Source organism: Sphingomonas phyllosphaerae 5.2 (genome assembly GCF_000419605.1).
GTDB lineage: Bacteria > Pseudomonadota > Alphaproteobacteria > Sphingomonadales > Sphingomonadaceae > Sphingomonas > Sphingomonas phyllosphaerae_B.
Map to the genome: position 1 here is coordinate 3,110,937 of NZ_ATTI01000001.1, position 18,569 is coordinate 3,129,505.

At 68.3% G+C, this 18,569-nt stretch carries 18 protein-coding genes, 1 tRNA gene and 1 pseudogene; 15 read left to right on the forward strand and 5 right to left on the reverse strand.

From position 1 onward, the window contains the following. Positions 1–72 precede the first annotated feature (72 nt). Positions 73–615 carry a DsrE family protein gene (locus tag SPHPHY_RS0114670; RefSeq protein WP_051148443.1) on the reverse strand — a complete coding sequence of 181 codons (543 nt, stop codon included), beginning with the start codon at positions 613–615 and terminating at the stop codon, positions 73–75. Between the two features lie 566 nt (positions 616–1,181). On the opposite strand from SPHPHY_RS0114670, the pseudogene SPHPHY_RS0114675 reads away from it, so the two are divergent. The 3 genes and pseudogenes from SPHPHY_RS0114675 to chrA form a co-directional block, all read left to right on the forward strand. Next, positions 1,182–2,003 (forward strand): annotated as a pseudogene (locus SPHPHY_RS0114675) (glycoside hydrolase family 43 protein); the annotation flags it as partial. A gap of 612 nt (positions 2,004–2,615) precedes the next feature. After that, entirely contained in the window at positions 2,616–3,269 is a 654-nt protein-coding gene (locus tag SPHPHY_RS0114680) for a chromate resistance protein ChrB domain-containing protein (protein WP_419554957.1), read from the forward strand. Continuing rightward, positions 3,266–4,663, forward strand: a complete 1,398-nt coding sequence (chrA, locus tag SPHPHY_RS0114685) for a chromate efflux transporter (protein ID WP_022687446.1) — start codon at positions 3,266–3,268, stop codon at positions 4,661–4,663. The genes SPHPHY_RS0114680 and chrA overlap by 4 nt, the downstream gene beginning before the upstream one ends. A gap of 154 nt (positions 4,664–4,817) precedes the next feature. On the opposite strand, the gene SPHPHY_RS0114690 is transcribed toward chrA, so the two are convergent. Together SPHPHY_RS0114690 and SPHPHY_RS0114695 are read right to left on the reverse strand one after the other, a co-directional pair. Beyond that, positions 4,818–5,171 (reverse strand): hypothetical protein, encoded by a 354-nt coding sequence (locus SPHPHY_RS0114690; RefSeq protein WP_022687447.1) that lies wholly within the window; start codon positions 5,169–5,171, stop codon positions 4,818–4,820. 394 nt (positions 5,172–5,565) lie between these two features. Beyond that, positions 5,566–5,655 (reverse strand) — tRNA-Ser (locus tag SPHPHY_RS0114695). A gap of 127 nt (positions 5,656–5,782) precedes the next feature. Between SPHPHY_RS0114695 and hspQ the strand changes: the two genes are divergently transcribed. The 4 genes from hspQ (at position 5,783) to SPHPHY_RS0114715 (ending at position 7,641) form a co-directional block, all read left to right on the forward strand. After that, on the forward strand, positions 5,783–6,172 hold the full coding sequence (gene hspQ / locus SPHPHY_RS0114700) for a heat shock protein HspQ (protein ID WP_022687448.1): 390 nt from the start codon (positions 5,783–5,785) through the stop codon (positions 6,170–6,172). A gap of 145 nt (positions 6,173–6,317) precedes the next feature. After that, positions 6,318–6,614, forward strand: a complete 297-nt coding sequence (gene rplU, locus SPHPHY_RS0114705; protein WP_022687449.1) for a 50S ribosomal protein L21 — start codon at positions 6,318–6,320, stop codon at positions 6,612–6,614. A 28-nt stretch (positions 6,615–6,642) separates the two neighbouring features. Further along, positions 6,643–6,912, forward strand: a complete 270-nt coding sequence (gene rpmA / locus SPHPHY_RS0114710; protein ID WP_022687450.1) for a 50S ribosomal protein L27 — start codon at positions 6,643–6,645, stop codon at positions 6,910–6,912. A gap of 177 nt (positions 6,913–7,089) precedes the next feature. Continuing rightward, complete coding sequence (locus tag SPHPHY_RS0114715) at positions 7,090–7,641, forward strand: GNAT family N-acetyltransferase (protein WP_022687451.1); 552 nt, start codon at positions 7,090–7,092, stop codon at positions 7,639–7,641. Positions 7,642–7,910: 269 nt separating this feature from the next. Here the strand turns inward: SPHPHY_RS0114715 and SPHPHY_RS0114720 are convergent, their stop codons facing one another. Continuing rightward, on the reverse strand, positions 7,911–8,765 hold the full coding sequence (locus SPHPHY_RS0114720; protein ID WP_022687452.1) for a metal-dependent hydrolase: 855 nt from the start codon (positions 8,763–8,765) through the stop codon (positions 7,911–7,913). Positions 8,766–8,818: 53 nt separating this feature from the next. On the opposite strand from SPHPHY_RS0114720, the gene SPHPHY_RS0114725 reads away from it, so the two are divergent. Then, positions 8,819–9,409 carry a TetR/AcrR family transcriptional regulator gene (locus SPHPHY_RS0114725; protein ID WP_022687453.1) on the forward strand — a complete coding sequence of 197 codons (591 nt, stop codon included), beginning with the start codon at positions 8,819–8,821 and terminating at the stop codon, positions 9,407–9,409. Positions 9,410–9,538: 129 nt separating this feature from the next. On the opposite strand, the gene SPHPHY_RS0114730 is transcribed toward SPHPHY_RS0114725, so the two are convergent. After that, positions 9,539–9,865: an MTH938/NDUFAF3 family protein gene (locus SPHPHY_RS0114730; protein ID WP_196802173.1), complete on the reverse strand. Its 327-nt coding sequence runs from the start codon at positions 9,863–9,865 to the stop codon at positions 9,539–9,541. 871 nt (positions 9,866–10,736) lie between these two features. On the opposite strand from SPHPHY_RS0114730, the gene obgE reads away from it, so the two are divergent. The 7 genes from obgE to SPHPHY_RS0114765 all read left to right on the forward strand — a co-directional run bounded on the left by obgE (position 10,737) and on the right by SPHPHY_RS0114765 (position 18,563). After that, entirely contained in the window at positions 10,737–11,783 is a 1,047-nt protein-coding gene (obgE, locus tag SPHPHY_RS0114735; RefSeq protein WP_022687455.1) for a GTPase ObgE, read from the forward strand. Between the two features lie 78 nt (positions 11,784–11,861). Continuing rightward, on the forward strand, positions 11,862–12,983 hold the full coding sequence (locus tag SPHPHY_RS21025) for an RICIN domain-containing protein (RefSeq protein ID WP_022687456.1): 1,122 nt from the start codon (positions 11,862–11,864) through the stop codon (positions 12,981–12,983). A gap of 44 nt (positions 12,984–13,027) precedes the next feature. Next, positions 13,028–14,131 (forward strand): glutamate 5-kinase, encoded by a 1,104-nt coding sequence (gene proB / locus SPHPHY_RS0114745; RefSeq protein WP_022687457.1) that lies wholly within the window; start codon positions 13,028–13,030, stop codon positions 14,129–14,131. Further along, positions 14,128–15,030 (forward strand): NAD-dependent epimerase/dehydratase family protein, encoded by a 903-nt coding sequence (locus SPHPHY_RS0114750; protein WP_022687458.1) that lies wholly within the window; start codon positions 14,128–14,130, stop codon positions 15,028–15,030. The genes proB and SPHPHY_RS0114750 overlap by 4 nt, the downstream gene beginning before the upstream one ends. A gap of 42 nt (positions 15,031–15,072) precedes the next feature. Beyond that, positions 15,073–15,315 (forward strand): acyl carrier protein, encoded by a 243-nt coding sequence (locus SPHPHY_RS0114755; protein ID WP_022687459.1) that lies wholly within the window; start codon positions 15,073–15,075, stop codon positions 15,313–15,315. A gap of 5 nt (positions 15,316–15,320) precedes the next feature. Next, positions 15,321–16,604 (forward strand): serine palmitoyltransferase, encoded by a 1,284-nt coding sequence (gene spt, locus SPHPHY_RS0114760; RefSeq protein WP_022687460.1) that lies wholly within the window; start codon positions 15,321–15,323, stop codon positions 16,602–16,604. 48 nt (positions 16,605–16,652) lie between these two features. Continuing rightward, entirely contained in the window at positions 16,653–18,563 is a 1,911-nt protein-coding gene (locus SPHPHY_RS0114765; RefSeq protein ID WP_022687461.1) for an ATP-binding protein, read from the forward strand. Positions 18,564–18,569 lie beyond the last annotated feature (6 nt).

Sequence of the window (18,569 nt, forward strand, 5' to 3'; positions counted from 1 at the left end):
CGGTGCGCGCAGCGCCCGGCCCGTCCGAAGCGACGGTTCACACCCCGCGCCGATACGTCGCGCACGGCGCGCTCAGTCCGGTATCAGCGCCCATCCACGCAGCTGCAACGTCGCCAGCGTGGTCAAGGCCGAGACATCGACCTCGACATCCTCGTCGACCGACGCCGGATCGATCTTGTTCCCGACGAGCGCCTGGCTGCACACCCGCACCGACACGCCGGCCGACCGCAGCGCCGCGATCAGCGGCAGATTGGGATTCTTCGCCACCGAGGTTCGTCCGGCGTAGGCGGCGTCCGCCATCACCAGCGGCGTCGCGGCGCCGTGGACGACGACGACGACGTCGCCCGGCGCCGGCCTGACGCCGTCGGCGCCCAGCAGGTTCAGGAAGCGGGCGACCTTTTCCAACGACGGGTTCGCCTGGTCGGGTGTCGCCGCCGCCCTGGTGACGTTGAACATCACCCGATAGCGTAGCGAACGATCGGGCCGCTCCTTCGCGTCGGGAACCGGGGTTATGGCACCGTAACCCTGCACGACGGGATGGCGCGGATCGGCGGCGCTCGCGGCAGCCGGCGTAACCATTGCCAGCGCGGCCACGATAACCGGCTTGAAGATCATCTGCATTCCTTGCACCATCCTGTTCGGGCGAGCGTCACGGGCGGGCGTGGCAGCCGGGACGCCTCCTAACTCCCCGCTCTGCCCTGCGGCAAGCGACGGTGCCTGCGCGGTCCTCAAGCGACCCGCACCCGCGGTTGGAACGAGCGCGTCCGTTCCGGTGGCCGCGACAGCGACCTTGCCCGATCGGCGACGCGACTTCCTGCGCCGCAATCACCCGCGCGCTATCCGCTCCTCTCCGGAAAAGCGGCGGCGCGCACCGGTTTTGCTGCATGAGAGCGGCGTATGGCGCATCGATCGAGCGATCCATCGGGGCAGCGGCGGGACATGGCCCCGCGCGCGGGGGCCATTGGCTGCGGATCGTCGGGCCGGGCCTTGATGACCGACGACAAAGGCCTGACAACCGGCACCTCCGGACACCCGGGGCGAAATTGGAAGGAATGGATATGTTGAACCGACGCGACTTCGGCGCAGTGCTGGCCGCCGGCATCGCCGCGCCGGCCGTCGCCCGCATCGCACCCGCTGCGCCGCGCGGTGGCGGCTTCGTGTTCAGCTATTTCCACAATGCCGACGACGGCAGCGCCGGCATGCGGCTGGCGATCAGCGATGACGGATGGCATTTCCGCCCGGTGCGCGGTGGCGCACCGATCCTGGTGCCGCAGGTCGGCGAGAACAAGCTGATGCGGGACCCGTCGATCGCGCGCGATCCGCTGACCGGGCTGTACCATATGGTCTGGACGACGGGCTGGACCGGGGTGACGATCGGCCATGCCTCCTCGCGCGACCTCGTCCACTGGTCCGCCCAGCAGGCGGTGCCGGTGATGGCGGCGTTTCCGGGCACGCGAAACACCTGGGCGCCCGAACTGGTCTGGGACGATGCGGCACGCCGCTTCCTCATCGTCTGGGCGAGCACCGTCGGCGAGGCCGGAACCGAGGGCGATCACCGCCTCTATGCCACCACCACGCGTGATTTCCGCAACTTCAGCCCGACCACCAAGTTCTTCGACCCGGGCTTCAGCGTCATCGATGCGACCTTCCTGAAGCATGATGGCCGCACGATCATGTTCTTCAAGGATGAGCGCAAGCAGCCGTTGCGCAAGGTGATCCAGTGGTGCGAAGCCACGCTCTCGCCGACGCCACGCTTCGGTCCGCTTTCGGCGCCGATCACCCCGGCGTGGAGCGAGGGCCCGACCGCGATCGCCGTCGACGGCGAGATGCTCGTCTTCTTCGACCGCTACACCGACAAGCGCTGGGGCGCGGTGGCGTCGCGGGACGGCAGGAGCTGGCGCGATGTGTCCGGCCGTATCGCCGTTCCCGCCGGCGCGAATCATGGGACGATGATATCCGCCGACCGCGCGTTGCTCGACGCACTGGCAGCGCTGCCGATGTGAATCGCGTGCGCATGCCGGCGGAGAGATCGGCTCCGTGGCCGGCATGCCGCGCCGCACAGGCACGGGACATGGTAACCTCGCCCGGCCGTGCTGCCGCGCCATCCGCCCGAGAAAGCCGTGACGAAGATCGCGGATCTGCCGGGGAGCGATGTCTCCGCGAGACCGCGGCCAGGCAGGATCGACATTCAGCGCTTCGCGCGCTGCCGGACGGCTCGCGAATGAAGATGGTCCATCTGTCCGGGCGAACCGCGCTTCCACGATCTGGCGGCGGATGGCACACGCGCTGCCGTCCATCCCCCGTTGCCGTGACACGTCGCAAACGAGCTCCGGCAGTTGACAATGCGTAGGGCGCATGGCTCACTACGGGCATGGGGATCGCGATTACCCCACGAGGCGTCAGCCGATGAATCGCGTCCAGCAAGCACATGCAAGGGACGCGTCATGCCTTCTCCAAACCTGATCACACCGGACAAGCTCGCCCGCCTCATCGGATCGGTGAGCGTCCCCTGGATCTTCGATCTGCGCGACGAACCGGCGCGCGCCATTCCGGGATCACTGTTTCCCGCTCACCGCGATCCGACCAAATGGGGTCATGCCGCCGGGGCACCCGCCGTGCTGGTGGATGCCGATGGCAGCGGCCGGGCCGTCGCCGCAGCGGCTATCCTGCGCAGCGAAGGCGCTGTTGCCGAGGTGCTGGAAGGCGGATTCACAGCGTGGACCGCCGGCGCGCTGCCAACCATATCGCTCGCCCATTTGCCGCCGCGGCATGAAGACGGCCGGACCTGGTGGGTTACCCGCGCGCGCCCCAAAGTCGATCGCATTGCCTGTCCGTGGCTGATCCGGCGCTTCGTTGATCCCGATGCCCGGTTCCTGTTCGTCGCCCCGGGCGAGGTGCTGACCGTCGCGGCGCAGCAGCAAGCCGAACCGTTCGACATCGCGGACGAGGGCGTCTTCTGGAGCCACCGCGGCGAGCGCTGCACTTTCGACGTGATGGTCGAGGCGTTCGGACTCGAAAAGCATGAACCGCTGATGCGACTGGCCGCGATCGTGCGGGGTGCCGACACCGACCGGCTCGATCTGGTGCCGGAAGCGGCCGGGCTGCTCGCCATCTCGCTTGGGCTGTCGCGCATCCACAGCGACGATCACGCCCAGCTCGATGCGGGGATGGCGGTGTACGATGCGCTCTATCGCTGGTGCCGCGACGCGCAGGGCGAGAAGCACAACTGGTCCTCGCATCAGCCGGCGCGCGGGAAGGTTTCCGCATGACCGCGGTGACGGTGGGCGCCGCGATCCCGGCGCGTCCGGAGCCGGTCACGCTCGGTCAGGCATTCTGGGTCTGGCTGCGTATCGCGATGCTCTCGTTTGGCGGCCCGGCCGGGCAGATCGCGGTCATGCACCGCATCCTCGTCGACGAGAAACGCTGGATCGGCGAGCAGCGCTTCCTGCACGCGCTCAACTATTGCATGTTGCTGCCCGGCCCCGAGGCGCAGCAGCTCGCCACGTATATCGGCTGGCTGATGCACCGCACGAAGGGCGGCATCGTCGCCGGCGTGCTGTTCGTCGCTCCCGGCGCCGTCGCCATCATGGCGCTGAGCTGGATCTATGTCCTCTATGGTCGCGTCGGCATCGTCTCTGCCCTGTTCTTCGGCCTGAAATGCGCGGTGCTGGCCGTCGTGCTTCAGGCAGTGGTGCGGATCGGCGGGCGGGCGCTCAAGACGCTGCCGGCACGGATGCTCGCAGCGGCTGCCTTCGCGCTGATCTTCTTCGTCGGCGCGCCATTCCCGCTGATCGTGCTGGGTGCCGGCCTGGTTGGCTGGTGGTCTGCCCGGCAGGGCAGCACGGCCTTTCGGGGTGGCGGCCACGGCGCCTCCAGGGGTGCGATCGTGGCCGACGCGGACACGCTGCTCGGTGAGGAACTGCCGGCCCATGCGCGGCCGACGTGGCGGCAGACGGTCCGCACGGCGGTGGTCTGGCTCGCGCTCTGGCTCCTGCCGGTCGCGGCGTTGTTGGTCGTGCTCGGTCGCGACGACGTGTTCAGCCGCATCGCGACCTTCTTCTCGACGATGGCGATGGTGACGTTCGGAGGGGCCTACGCCGTGCTCGCCTATGTCGCGCAGCAGGCGGTGGAGAATTACGGCTGGCTTGGGCCGAAGGAGATGCTGGACGGCCTCGGCATGGCGGAAACGACACCCGGACCGCTCATCATGGTCCTGCAATTCGTCGGCTTTCTCGGCGCCTACCGTGATGCGGGCAGCCTGTCGCCGCTGGTGGCCGGTACGTTGGGCGGCTTGCTTGCGACCTGGGTGACGTTTGTGCCGTGTTTCTTATGGATATTCCTTGGCGCCCCCTTCATTGAACGGCTTCGCGGAAACGTCGCGGTCGCCAGCGCTCTCTCCGCCATCACGGCGGCCGTCGTAGGGGTTGTCCTCAATCTCGCGGTCTGGTTCGCCCTCCACACGCTGTTCCGTGCGACGGTAATGGTCAAGGCTGGACCGATCCGCTTCGACGCGCCGGTGTTATCCAGCATCGATCCAGCCGCCCTCTTTCTCGCGGTGGGTGCCGGCTGCGCGATATTCATGACGCGGGCAGGCGTCATCACGACCTTGCTGGCGACTTCCGCCGCCGGCCTGGCGCTTCACGGCTTCGGAGCGATCCCGTAAGGGCGTTCGTGCCACCTCACGATGACGCTTCCGTAGCTTCAGTGGCGAGCACGAGGTCTGCTCCTGAGCATAGGCGACCTGCCGAGCGGGTACTCGCCGGGTGCACTGGGCATCGCCGCCGGCACGCCGCGAAGCGTAATGCGGATTGTGGCGGTTAGTGCGCATCCCCGGTCTCAGACGAAAGTCGATCAAGCCAGGCCTGTGCCTGCTTTGGCTCACCCACGGCATGGGATGTGACGGATCCCCGCGACTGGAGGAACTGCCGATGCAATTCGAACGCGGGCAGTGCCAGTTGACCCCTGATCTTATCGATTGCCCCAGCCATTTCGGTGAGGCTGTCGACAACGGGGGCAATCACCGCGCGGGTCCGACGATCTCCATGGTGATCGAACAGCCCCCACTTTCCCGCGGCCGTAGCTCGCAATGCGGTGACGAGCTGCTCACGATACTCGGCCTCAAGGTCCAGGCGGCGAGAATCTAGTTGTTCGAGGCGGTCAGCTTTGGCCATCAGTCGAAGCTTACAGGAGCAAGCTGATGTCCGCTACCAGGCGATCACCGCCGATGATCGCCTGGTAGCGGACACAGCACCGACCACCACCAGGTTCATGGGATCGGCGGTTGCCTATCCCGGCATGGGCGGAGCCGCCCTGCGGCGGCCGGCACTTTCAGCGCCACGACGTGAAGCCGCCCGGCAGCACGCAGAGGCAGAGGCCGCTCGATGGCGGAGCTTGAACGGCCTGTCGGGTGGTATAGCGTTCCGGCAGGCGGCGTCCGTCAGCATCCGGTGCCAGATCGATGCGGTACAGTGATGTGGATCGCGTCCGGTTGCGACAGCGGACAACGCTTCCCGCATGGGAGAGCGAGTCCGTCCAGGCTTATGAGACAAACTGAAATGATGGAAGTGGCGGAGAGGGTGGGATTCGAACCCACGGTACCGTTGCCGGCACGCCGCATTTCGAGTGCGGTGCATTCGACCACTCTGCCACCTCTCCGCGAGGGTCACCAGGGGCCGGTCGGCACACCCGGTGGCAGGTCGAGGCGCGGCCCCTAGCCTGCCGTCGCATCGGACGCAAGCGCATCTCGTGTTGTGCCGCGCGATTTCCGCACTAGATACGATGCATGACCCGCGAAGTGCAGGCTGATACTCGCCACCACGATCCGATCGCTCCGCCGATCGCCCCCCCGGTAGTCCACGCCCGCTTCTCGATCGGCGACGTGGTGCGCCACCGCATGCTCGATTTTCGCGGCGTGATCTTCGACGTCGATCCCGTCTTCGCCAATAGCGAGGAATGGTATGAGTCGATTCCCGAGACGCTGCGCCCGCGCAAGGATCAACCGTTTTACCACCTGCTCGCCGAGAATCTCGAATCGAGCTACGTCGCCTATGTCAGCCAGCAGAACCTGGAGCATGACGACAGCGACGAACCCGTCGAGCACCCGGCGATCGCCGGCCTGTTCGATCGGCTGGCCGACGGGCGTTACGGATTGAAGCCGCTGCATCGCCATTGAATGGCGATCGTCGGACATCATGATCGGGGAATCGGTTGACATCCGCCGGGGGCTATCTTAACCGCCACCCTTCAACCGCTCGGCTTCGTCCGTAGCGGTCCATGACATTTGGGAAGCAATTCCCGTTGAAGGAAACATCGTAGCCATGTTCGCAGTCGTGCGCACGGGCGGCAAGCAGTATCGCGTCGCCGCCGGAGACAAGATCGTCGTCGAGAAGATCGAGGGCGAGGCCGGCGCGTCCGTGACGCTGGGTGATGTGCTGCTCGCTGGCGAGGGCGCGGAGCTGAAGGACGTCGCGGGCCTGACCGTCGCCGCCGAAATCATCGCCCAGGCGAAGGGTGAGAAGGTGATCGTTTTCAAGAAGCGTCGCCGCCACAACTATCGTCGCCGCAACGGCCATCGCCAGAACCACACGATCCTCAAGATCGTCTCGGTCGGCTGAGCCCAGAAGCGCGGAAGGAACAGACACAATGGCACATAAGAAAGCAGGCGGTTCGTCGCGTAACGGTCGTGATTCGGCCGGTCGGCGCCTCGGCGTGAAGAAGTTCGGCGGTCAGGAAGCGATCGCGGGCAACATCCTCGTGCGCCAGCGCGGCACGAAGTTCTATCCGGGCCGCAACGTCGGCATCGGCAAGGACCACACCCTTTTCGCACTCGTCGATGGCCGCGTGGTATTCCACGACGGCAAGCTGGGCCGTAAATTCTGCTCGGTGGACATGATTGCGGCCGCGGCCGAATAACATCGGGTAACCAAGCGGGTTGCCCACCAGGGTGACCCGGGGTTCCGCCAAGGAACCCAGCCAGACAAGGGAGACGGGTCCGCCCCGGCTCCCTTTTTTTCATGCTCCCTTCCCCCGGATGTCCAGTGTCGCGCCAGCGTCATCGATGCGTGGCAGGCCCCGACGAGGAGAGTGAGCATGTTCGCGTTGACGCCCCGCTTGACGTTACGGCCCGGTTGGCTGGAGGACGCACCCGCGCTGACGCGCGCGATCGGCCATGCGGCGGTCGTCAATTGCCTCGCGCGCGCGCCATGGCCGTATGCGCTGGATGACGCCGCGGCGTTCCTGTCGCTGCCGCACGGCCCTGCCGAGCCGCGCTTCGTCATCATCGATCGTCAGCACGCGTACCGGCTGGTCGGCGGTATCGGGCTGCACCGCGCCGACAACGGCGACCACGAGCTCGGCTATTGGCTGGCACCGGATGCATGGGGGCGTGGGTACGCGACCGAGGCGGGTCGCGCCGTCCTGGACATCGCACGCCACGCGCTGCCGATCACGCGCATCGTCGCCTACCACCATGCGGACAATCCGGCCTCGGGCCGCGTCCTGCGCAAGCTCGGCTTCATCGAGGGCGGTCGCTCGCAACGCTTCTCGTTGGCGCGGGGCGCAATGGTCGAGGCCGTCGACTTCGCGCTCGATCTCGATGCGGAAGACACCCGTACCGACGCCGCGATGCCGATCGCGGCGTGAACGCCCGGGTACGCTGCCGCGCGCACCCGGGCGCGCCCCGGCGGCTGGAATGCGGTGAGCGGCGCCCTCAAGCGGCAAGCGGCCCGGACCCAAGTCCCCGGACATGGTGCGACCCTGTGACGCACCGCCAGACGTAGAAGCAGCTCCCCGGATCATGTCCGCGACGATCGGGAGTTTCAATGAACGCCCCCTGCCCACAAGCTCCACGCCGGACGCGACCGCCGCCCGGCGCGCGGCGCTGCGCCCGGCCCTCTCCGCTGACGTCGGCGTCACGCCACAATCCGCGGCAGCACCGCCGCTTCGTAGTCGCTTTCCGCCAGCGCGATCAGCGCGCGATCGTCATGCTTCCACGGGTGGAAGCCGGGCAGGAAATACGCCGCCCAGACCCCGGCCACCTTGCGCGCCATGCCGGGGTTGCCGAACGCATACCACGCCATCCGCGCCCACACCCGCGGCCCCGTCAGCCCGTCCTGCCGCAGCAACTCGGCCATGCCGCGCGCACGGCCATGCACGAACCGCCACGTCGTGATCAGCATCACCAGCGCCTTGATCCGCCAGCGCGTGAAGCGCGGCCACGCCCGCGTCGCGTGTAGCCACGTGTCATAGGCGACGCCCTTGTGCTCGATCTCCTCCGCGGCGTGCCACAGCCACAGCGCGCGCGCCTGTTCGTCGCCGCCCGCCAGATGCTTCGGGTTCGCGATCAGTTCGTGCGCCAGCATCGCGGTGAAATGCTCCAGCGCGCTCGTCGCCGCCAGGCTGCCGATCGGCGGGCGGCCCCTGGTCAGCGCCAGCGCGGCATCGACGTCGCGCTCCAGCAGCGTGGTGTCATATCCCTGCTCGGCGACGTGGCGGTTGAACGCGACATGCTCGCGCGTGTGGATCACCTCCTGCTTTACGAAGGCGTTGATCTCGCGCGCCAGCCGCGGCGGCGTGCCCTCGCGAAAGCGGCGCACGCTGTCGACGAAGAACCCCTCCCCTTTCGGGAACGTCACGGACAGCGCGTTGTAGAAGGCGGTCCCATACGGGTCGTCGTTCAGCCACCAACGCCGGATCGCCTGCCCGCGCCCGAATCGCCGGTCGCGCGGCGTGATCGTCAGGTCGGCAGGGGTGGTTGCTTTCGCCACGGAAACCTCCACTAGGGATAGACACAGCGCTCTAACTTACACTGGTGTAAATAGTGGCCTCCGCTCCCAATGCAACTCCTCGCCGGCGGCTCAGCCCCGAGGCGTCGCGCGACGCGGCGCTGGAGGCGGCGCGCGCGCTGCTGGTGGCGGAAGGCCCGGGGGCGGTGACGCTGAAGGCGGTGGCGGGGCGGATCGGGCGCACGCATGCCAATCTCCTCCACCATTTCGGCTCGGCGGACGGGCTGCAATCGGCGCTGATCCAGCGGATGACGGCGCATGTCGTCGCCCCGATCCGCGACGCCGCCCGCCGCTCGCGCGAGCGTAAGGATCCGGCCGAATTGGTCGACGTCGTCTTCGACGCGTTCGGCGCGAACGGTGCCGGGGCGCTGGCGAGCTGGATGATCCTGAACGGCAACCAGGACGCGCTCGACCCGATCCTCACCGCGGTCCACGACCTCGTCGAGGAACTCTCGCGCGAGGAACAGCGCCCCGACGCCCCGATCAAGGACGAGACGCTGCAGCTGGTGCTGGCGGCGCTGGGCGATGCGCTGCTCGGCGCGCCGATGGCGCGCGCGCTGGGCTTGCCACGCGGTCGCGCACGCGCGCTCGCACGGCAGATGCTGTTGCGCGACCGCGGGCTGTGAGGGGCGGGATCGCTGTTAGTGGCGCACGCGCCGCTTACGCCCGATACTCGAGGTTGAAGGGAAGAGCCATTCGCCACCGTTCAGCCTCCGGCCTCGCGACCGTCACGATCCGCGGCGACGCGGCGCAATTCAGCAGGTGGAGTGCAATAGCGCTCCTACGGCGCGGTCGACCGCCAGCGTGTTGTAAAGACTAACGGCGTCGTTAGTCTCTCGTATGTGCACGACGAGGCCGGCATCAGCGAGCACGACTAGCGTCTCCGGCATCGTCTCCAGCATCAGGTGCATGCCCCGACTGAGTATTACAACTTCACTGCTCTTATCGATCAATTCCTGCACGTCTGCCGGTTGAATACCCGGTCGATGCCGAGTGCCAGTTTCCCGCCAGTCCCATTCGCGCCCGCCGCCGGGATACAGCTTGAGGTCGCGCGCACGCGGTATCCCCTCGGCCTCGATCATCCCCCAAGATATGCGGCAAACTTTGGGGGATGGTTTAACAGGCATTGCACCGCCGCTCAGCATTGTCGCCCGGCGCATTCCGGGAGCGAACTTAAGTGGTCTAACACTCGTAGCAGGCACTGCCCAGAACCTCCGCAAAATGGCGAGGCTCATCCCTATGCCAAGTCCGTTTTCCACCACGTTGTGCCGTTCCGGCGGCTCCGAGCCGACCGGATCACCCGCAATCCGACCGGCTCCTATCGGGCGGAAAAGCGGACAGGCGGGAAGCGCCGATTGCGGTCAATCGCACGACCGCATACCCTTCCTGGATGCGGTCCTTTGTTTCCCTGCTCCTTCCGTTGCTCGCAGCCTGCGACGCTTGGCCCACCGTCGTGGATAATCGGACTCAGTCGCAGTTGACGGTGCGCTATCTTCATCGCGATTACGATCAATGGTCAGCGCCGTTTCCCGTCTCAGCGGGTAAAGCGATGCCGTTAGCTAGAGCCCATTGGATACAGGACGTTCGCGCGCTTCGCATCGACGACGGATCTAGGTCTTATTCTGTCTCCGGAGACGCCCTGCAAAGGATAAAAGACGCTTGCCCAAGCACCGAGATGGGGCGACGCTTCTCTACCGCGGGCACCTGCTACTTGATCTACTTAGGCGTCGGCCGATTACAGACGATGGCAGCAACCCCGCGAGGTCTTGAATATGAGGAGGTAGGGAACGGCAGCTAATCTGCTCGCAGCGTAAAAAGCTGCTGGCCCGCTAACCACCAAACCCTGTCACCCACCGCCCGGAAGAAGCCGCGTCGCCGGTCGCGCGCAAGCCCGCCCCCGCCGCGTGCGCTCCGATATCGCTTTGGCGGCGCTAAAGCGCTAAGCCGCGCCCCATGCACTTTCTCGATCAAGCGAAAATCTTCGTCCGCTCCGGCGGGGGCGGTCCCGGCGCCGTCAGCTTCCGGCGCGAAAAGTTCATCGAATATGGCGGGCCGGACGGCGGCAACGGCGGCAAGGGCGGCGACATCGTGTTCGAGGCGGTCGCCGGGCTCAACACGCTGATCGACTTCCGCTACACCCAGCATTTCCGCGCACCGCGCGGGCTCGGCGGATCGGGCAGCAACCGCACCGGCGGCGGTGGCGACGATCTGGTCATCAAGGTACCGGTCGGCACGCAGATCCTGGCCGATGACGAGGAGCGCACGCTGCTGGCCGACCTGACGCGCGTCGGGGAGCGAATCACCTTCCTGCGCGGCGGCGACGGCGGGCGCGGCAACGCCAGCTACAAGACCTCCACCAACCGTGCGCCGCGCCAGCACGGCACCGGCTGGCCGTATGAGGAGGCGTGGGTGTGGCTGCGGCTGAAGCTGCTCGCCGATGCCGGGCTGGTCGGGCTGCCCAACGCCGGCAAGTCGACCTTCATCAACCAGGTGACGAACGCGCAGGCCAAGGTCGGCGCCTACGCCTTCACCACCACGCGCCCGCAATTGGGCGTGGTCCGCCACAAGCAGCGCGAGTTCGTGGTCGCCGACATCCCCGGCCTGATTGCAGGCGCAGCGGAGGGCGCCGGTATCGGCGACCGCTTCCTGGGACATATCGAGCGTTGTCGCGTGCTGCTCCACCTGATCGATGCCAACGATGCCGACGTGGCCGAAAGCTACCGCATCGTCCGCGACGAGCTGAACGCTTATGGCGGCGGCCTCGACGAGAAGCCGGTGGTCGTCGCGCTCAACAAGATCGACACGCTCGACGACGAACTGATCGCGGCGCTCTCGGCCGAGCTGGAGGAAGCGAGCGGCGCGGAAGTGATCCCGATCTCCGGTGCGAGCGGGGTCGGCGTCGACTGGGCGCTCGACCGCTTGCTGGAGGCGATCCCGACCCCGGGGCGTCCGGTCGAGGACGACGGCGAGGAAGATACGCTGGAATGGTCACCGGTGTGAGCCGTTAACGACGAAACTGACCTGCACTATCGGACAAACCGATCTGCTCGGCTATGCGAGGAGCGGAAAGGTACGTTTATGATCGAGATCAGGTTGCGTTCGTTGATGGCGGTGGCCGGGCTGGCGCTGCTGGCGTCCTGCGGCGGGGAAGACGCGGACACCGCTGCTCCGATCACAGGGGTTACGCCGACGCCGACGCCTTTGCCGTCGCCGTCGCCGTCGCCGGCAACGTCCCCCGCCCCGGCCCCCGCTCCGACGCCGTCACCGACACCCTCCCCGACCGTGGCGCCCACGCCGACGACCGTGGCGGTGGTGCCATATACGCTCGGGTCGTTGACCTACACGCTGCCCGCGGACACCCCCGCGGACAAGGCCGCGGCAATCCGTGATGCGATGGATTTCGCGGTCGACCACAGCAATGCGCTCGGTGCGTTCCACGGCAACGTCAACGTCGTCTACGATGCGGGCGTGCCGACGGCGGACGCGGGCTATCTCCGCACGATCCGCTTTGGCGGGTCGATCGGCCGGCGCGTGGCCCTGCACGAACTGGCGCATTGGCTCGGCTCCGGCTCGGTCGGCGAATGGGACCAGCTGGTGCGCGCAGGTCGTTTCACCGGCGCGCTGACGGTGGCACGGATCACGGCGTACGAAGGCCCGGCGGCGTGGCTGAACGCGGACGGCCAGCATTTCTGGCCATACGGATTGAACTACGATCGCGAATTCAGCGAGACCCAGCGCAACACGCAACTGGTCAGCGCGCAGGTCGTCGACATGGGGCGCGGCGGGGACGCGACGGCGGCGATCGCCGGGACGCGCCGCTTCCAGAACAGGTCCAGCGGCATCGTCCTGCAGGCGGTCGCCGCCGCCGGCGTACCGTCGCAGGGCCCCTCGATGAGCGGGGACGACCAGCAATGGCGCGTCATCTTTGCGGACGGGTTCATCACGCTCGCCAATGTCACGGACGGTCGGATGATCCAGGCGAGCGGCACCGGTGACGGCGTCGCAGCGGTCCTCGCCGCACCCGCGACGACCCCCGCGCAGCAATGGGAGATGCTGCCGACCGGCGACGGCTGGTTCCTGCTGCGCAACCGCGCGACCCGCACCTGCCTCGACAATGTCGGCGACGTCGCTGCCGGCGCCGCGATCCGGCTGTGGGGATGCGGCTTCCATCCCAACCAGCAATGGCGATTGATCCGCTGACGGCATTGCTGGGCGCGGGGGGCGTGGCTAACGCTGTCGGCGTCATGTCGCTGTTCCCGCCCGCCACCTGCCCGCGGCTGATCGTCAAGATCGGCTCGGCCCTGCTCGTCGATCCCGATGGCGGGGTGCGCCGCGCTTGGCTGGAGGCGGTCGCCCGCGACATCGCCCGACGCACCGCCGCGGGGCAGCAGGTGGCCGTCGTCTCGTCCGGTGCGATCGCGCTGGGCGCGCGGCGGCTGGGGCTTGCGAAGGGCGGACGCGCGAGCCTGGAGGATGCGCAGGCGGCGGCGGCGACCGGGCAGATCGCGCTGGCCGGCGTCTGGGCGGACGTGCTGGCGGCGCAGGGGCTCACCGCCGCGCAGATGCTGGTGACGCTCGGCGACCTGGAGGAGCGGCGCCGCTACCTGAACGCCGCCGCGACGCTCGGGCGGCTGCTGCAACTGGGCACCGTGCCGGTCATCAACGAGAACGATTCGGTCGCCACGGAGGAGATCCGATTCGGCGACAACGATCGGCTGGCGGCGCGCATCGCACAGGCGGCGGGCGCGCAGGGGGTGTTGCTGCTGTCCGATATCGACGGCCTCTACGATCGCAATCCGGCGCTGCCCGGCGCGCAGCATATCCGGCGCGTCGAGCGGATCGACGCCGCGATCGAGGCGATGGCCGATCGCGGCTCGGCCTCTGGGATGGGATCGGGCGGGATGGTGTCGAAGATCGCCGCCGCGCGGATCGCCAATGCCGCGGGTGCGAGCCTCGCGATCGCATCCGGCCGCGTCGAACATCCGCTGTCCGCCGATGCCCGCCACACGTTGTTCGTCGCGGAGCGCACGGCCCCGGCGCGCAAGGCGTGGCTCGCCGGTGGCCTCACCGCCGCGGGTGCAATCCATGTCGATGCCGGCGCGGCGCACGCGCTGACCGAGGGGCGCAGCCTGCTCGCCGCCGGGGCGACCCGCGTCGAGGGCGGGTTCGCACGCGGCGACCTCGTCACGATCGCCGGCCCGGCCGGACCGATCGCGCGCGGCCTGTCCGAATATGACGCCGCCGACGCCGCGCGGCTGCTCGGGCGACGCAGCGACGAGCATGCGGCGCTGCTCGGCTACGCCCCGCGCGCGGCGCTGGTCCACCGCAATCACATGGCGCTGCTGTGATCCTGGCGATCACCGGCGGCACCGGCTTCGTCGGCGGGCACCTGATCGACCGCGCGCTGGCCGCCGGGCATCAGGTACGCGCGCTCGCCCGCCGTGCGCAGCCGCCGCGCACCGGCGTGACATGGATCGCGGGGGCACTGGACGATACCGACGCCGTATCGGCGCTGGTCTCCACCGCGGCGGCGGTGATCCACGTCGCGGGGTCGGTCAACGCCCCCGATCGCGCCGCCTTCGCCGCCGCCAACATCGACGGCACGCGCACGATCGTCGCGGCGGCGCAGACCTGGGACGTCAAGCGCTTCGTCCACGTCTCGTCGCTGGCCGCGCGCGAACCCGGACTGTCCAACTACGGCTGGTCGAAGGCCGGTGCCGAAGAGGCGGTACGCGAAAGCGGTTTGTCGTGGACGATCGTCCGCCCGCCCGGCGTCTACGGCCCCGGCGACTTGGAGCAGCGCGACCTGTTCCGCGCCGCCGCGCGCGTCGGTATCGTGCCGATGCCGCCGCGCGGGCGCTTGTCGATCCTCCACGCCGCCGATCTGGCCGACCTGCTGCTCGCGCTGGCCGCGATGCCGGGCGACCGCGCGATCTACGAACCCGCGGATGCGAGCGGCGCGCTCGGCTACGACGATTTCGCGCGCGCGATCGGCCGCGCGGTCGGACGGCGCGTGCTGCCGGTGTCGCTGCCTGCCGCGTTGCTGCGCACCGCCGCGCGCGCCGACCGGCTGCTGCGCGGCACGCAGGCCAAGCTGACTGCCGATCGCGTCGCCTATATGGTCCATCCCGACTGGACCGCCGACCCCGCGAAGGCCCCGCCCCCGGCGCTGTGGCAGCCGCGGATCGGCACGGACGAAGGGCTATCCGACACGGCCCGGTGGTATCGCGCCCACGGCTTGCTATAGCACAGCCCGACAAACGCCGCATTTCGGGGCCAAAGCACATCCATGACCGACCGCACCACCATTCTCGACACGCTGCGCGCGCAGATCGAACCCTTCAACAAGAAGGGCGTCGCCGTGACCGAAGCGACCACGTTCCAGGGCGACCTGGAATGGGATTCGCTGACCGTCATGGATTTCGTCGCCGCGATCGAGGACGAGTTCGAGATCATCATCACGATGAACATGCAGGCCGAAATCGAGACGGTCGGCCAATTGGCTGACGCGGTCGAGAAGCTGAAGGGCTGAGCGGCATGACCGAGAGCGGCCTCCAGCCCGAAGCGCTGTCCCCCGAGGCACTGGCCGGCGCGCCGGCGATGGCGCCGACCGCGCACGATCTGTTCGCGAAGTTCGATCCGCTGCTCGCCGAACGCGATGCGTTGATGGCATCGGGCGTGCGCGATCCGTTCGGGATCGTGATGGAGCAAGTCCTCTCCCCCACCACCGCGGTGATCCGCGGCAGGGAGACGATCCTGCTCGGCACCTACAATTACATGGGCATGACGTTCGACCCGGACGTGATCGCCGCCGGCACGCGCGCGCTGGAACAGTTCGGCAGCGGCACCAACGGCAGCCGGATGCTCAACGGCACGTTCCGCGACCATGTCGAGGCAGAGGACGCGCTGAAGGAATTCTACGGCGCCAGCGGGGCGATCGTCTTCTCGACCGGCTACCAGGCGAACCTCGGCACGATCTCGACGATCGCGGGGCGTGGCGAATACGTCATCCTCGACGCCGACAGCCATGCGTCGATCTACGATGGCTGCAAGATGGGCGACGCGGAGGTGGTCCGCTTCCGCCACAATTCGGTCGAGGATCTCGACAAGCGCCTCGGCCGCCTGCCCAGGGAGCCGGGCAAGCTGGTGGTGCTGGAGGGCGTCTACTCGATGCTCGGCGACATCGCGCCGCTGCGCGAAATGGTCCAGGTATCGAAGAAGCACGGCTGCATGGTGCTCGTCGACGAAGCGCATTCGATGGGCTTCTTCGGGGAGCACGGCCGCGGCGTATACGAAGCGCAGGGGCTCGTGCTGGGCGAGGACGTCGATCTGGTGATCGGCACCTTCTCGAAGTCGGTCGGCACGGTCGGCGGCTTCTGCATCTCGAACCATCCCAAGTTCGAGGGGCTGCGCTTCTCGTGCCGCCCGTACATCTTCACCGCCTCGCTGCCGCCGTCGGTGGTGGCGACCGCCGCCACGTCGGTGCGCAAGCTGATGACCGCGCACGACAAGCGCGCGCGGCTGTGGAACAATGCGCGCCAGCTTCATGCCGGGCTGAAAGGCCTCGGCTTCGCGCTCGGCACCGACGATTGCGACTCGGCGATCGTCGCGGTGATCCTGCGCGATCAACAGCAGGCGGTGATGATGTGGCAGGCGTTGCTGGAAGCCGGTCTGTACGTGAACGTCGCCCGCCCGCCCGCCACGCCGTCCGGCACGTTCCTGCTGCGCTGCTCGATCTGTGCCGAGCATAGCAGCGAGCAGATCACGCGTGTGATCAGCATGTTCGCGGCGGCCGGGCGCCTTGCCGGCGCGACCGGCTGAGCAGGCGTTTTTAGGATCCGTTAACGATTATTAACTAACGTCGCGGGCGTGAGCGATCCCGACGAAACCCGGCCACCGCTGGCCAGCGCCTGGCGCACCATCACGCTCGCCGTGATGGCGGTCGCCGGTGCGGTCGTGCTCGCGCTGCTCGTCGTCACGCTGGCCGAAGTCAACGGCCAGCGCGATCGCGCCCTCGCCTCGCAGCGCCGCAGCTACAACGTGATGATCCTCGCGCGCACGGTGCAGGGCACGATCGCGCATTCGGAGGCGTCGCTCGGACGCTACGTCATCTCCGGCGATCAGCAGCTCGGGCAGGTCTATTACGACGATTGGCGTCGTGCCCGGCAGGCGATCAGGCGGCTGGTCAAGCTGGTGTCGGACAATGCCGTTCAGCGTCAACACGTCGGCGCATTGAACGCGGCGTTCGAGGAACGCGGCGGCGAGCTCGCACGCGTCGCGCTCAGCACCAATTACGGGCAGAACAGCCAGGCGCTGTCGCGTTTCTATCAGGCGCGCACCAGCACCGCGCTCACGCACATCAACGACGCGTTGGACGGGATCATCAGCGACGAACGACTGCTGCTGCAGATGCGTACCGCGCAGGCGCGCGCATCGGTGCATCGCTCGACGACGATCGCCAAGGTGCTGGCGGTGTTCGGCGTGCTGCTGGTCGGCGGCGGTATCGCGATGGGGTGGGTGATGGTCGACGCGCTGACCGATCGCGCCGCAGCCCGCGGCGAAGCGGAGAGCGAGCGGCTGCGCGCGGACGAGCTGGCCGCGGCGGTGGCAAACGCCACCGCCGAATTGCGCGCGCAGGAAGCGCGACTGCGGCAGGTGCAAAAAATGGAGGCGGTCGGGCAGCTGACCGGCGGCATCGCCCACGATTTCAACAACATGCTCGCGGTGGTCGTCAGCGGGATCGAGCTTGCCGCGCGCCACCTTCCACCCGGCGCCACCGAAGCGGCCCGCCATCTGGACGGCGCGCGCGATGGTGCCGACCGCGCCGCAGCGCTGACCGGGCGGCTGCTGGCCTTCGCGCGGGAGACCGCGATCAACCCCGAGTCGATCGGCGCGGGCGCGTTGTTCGCCGGGCTGGGCGACCTGCTGACGCGCTCGCTGGGCGACGGCATGACCCTGCTGCTCGAGGACGACAGCGACGGGTGGTGCGCGCGCGTCGATCGCGTCCAGCTCGAAAACACGCTGGTCAATCTCGCGGTCAATGCGCGTGATGCGATGGCCGGACGCGGTACGCTGACGATCCGTGCCGGTCGCGCGACGACCGCCGCCGGCGCGTTCATGTCGCTGGCGGTCACCGACACCGGCTGCGGGATCGCACCGGCGGTGCTGGACCGGGTGTTCGAGCCGTTCTTCACCACCAAGCCGCTCGGCAAGGGCACCGGGCTGGGCCTCAGCCAGACGTTCGCCTTCGCGCGGCAGGTCGGCGGCGAGGTGACGATCGCGTCGGTCGTCGGCCAGGGCACGACCGTCACGTTGCTGCTGCCGCGCGACCGCGTCGATGCCCCGCCGGTCCCGGCCGCCGTGGTGGCGCTCCCGCTCTCCGCCGCCGAGACGACGCCGCTGGCGGTGCTGGTCGTCGAGGACGATCCGCGCGTGCTGTCCGCGACGATGGAGGCGCTTGCCGAGCTCGGCCATTATCCGGTCGCGTGCGACGACCCGGCCGATGTCGCGGATGCGCTGGCCGCGATGAAGCAGGTCGACCTGATCCTGTCCGACGTGCTGATGCCGACGCTGACCGGGCCGGAGATGATCGCGACGCTGCCCGGCGCCTTCGCCCATATCCCGGTGCTGTTCATCACCGGTTTCGCCGGCGAGGCGGGCGGCGGTATCGACCTGGGGGATCGCCCCGTGCTGCGCAAGCCGTTCACGCTCGCGGGGCTGGACCGCGCGGTCGCGAACGCCGCACTGCGCATCGATCCGGCCGCGCTCGCCGCCGAATAGCCGAAA

What these genes read in the sequence shown, in the direction of transcription:
- SPHPHY_RS0114670 (WP_051148443.1), bottom strand. Translation starts at nt 615, where the DNA reads ATGATCTTCAAGCCGGTTATCGTGGCCGCGCTGGCAATGGTTACGCCG.
- chrA (WP_022687446.1), top strand. Translation starts at nt 3,266, where the DNA reads ATGACCGCGGTGACGGTGGGCGCCGCGATCCCGGCGCGTCCGGAGCCG.
- SPHPHY_RS0114690 (WP_022687447.1), bottom strand. Translation starts at nt 5,171, where the DNA reads ATGGCCAAAGCTGACCGCCTCGAACAACTAGATTCTCGCCGCCTGGAC.
- hspQ (WP_022687448.1), top strand. Translation starts at nt 5,783, where the DNA reads ATGACCCGCGAAGTGCAGGCTGATACTCGCCACCACGATCCGATCGCT.
- rplU (WP_022687449.1), top strand. Translation starts at nt 6,318, where the DNA reads ATGTTCGCAGTCGTGCGCACGGGCGGCAAGCAGTATCGCGTCGCCGCC.
- rpmA (WP_022687450.1), top strand. Translation starts at nt 6,643, where the DNA reads ATGGCACATAAGAAAGCAGGCGGTTCGTCGCGTAACGGTCGTGATTCG.
- SPHPHY_RS0114715 (WP_022687451.1), top strand. Translation starts at nt 7,090, where the DNA reads ATGTTCGCGTTGACGCCCCGCTTGACGTTACGGCCCGGTTGGCTGGAG.
- SPHPHY_RS0114730 (WP_196802173.1), bottom strand. Translation starts at nt 9,865, where the DNA reads ATGATCGAGGCCGAGGGGATACCGCGTGCGCGCGACCTCAAGCTGTAT.
- obgE (WP_022687455.1), top strand. Translation starts at nt 10,737, where the DNA reads ATGCACTTTCTCGATCAAGCGAAAATCTTCGTCCGCTCCGGCGGGGGC.
- SPHPHY_RS21025 (WP_022687456.1), top strand. Translation starts at nt 11,862, where the DNA reads ATGATCGAGATCAGGTTGCGTTCGTTGATGGCGGTGGCCGGGCTGGCG.
- proB (WP_022687457.1), top strand. Translation starts at nt 13,028, where the DNA reads ATGTCGCTGTTCCCGCCCGCCACCTGCCCGCGGCTGATCGTCAAGATC.
- SPHPHY_RS0114755 (WP_022687459.1), top strand. Translation starts at nt 15,073, where the DNA reads ATGACCGACCGCACCACCATTCTCGACACGCTGCGCGCGCAGATCGAA.
- spt (WP_022687460.1), top strand. Translation starts at nt 15,321, where the DNA reads ATGACCGAGAGCGGCCTCCAGCCCGAAGCGCTGTCCCCCGAGGCACTG.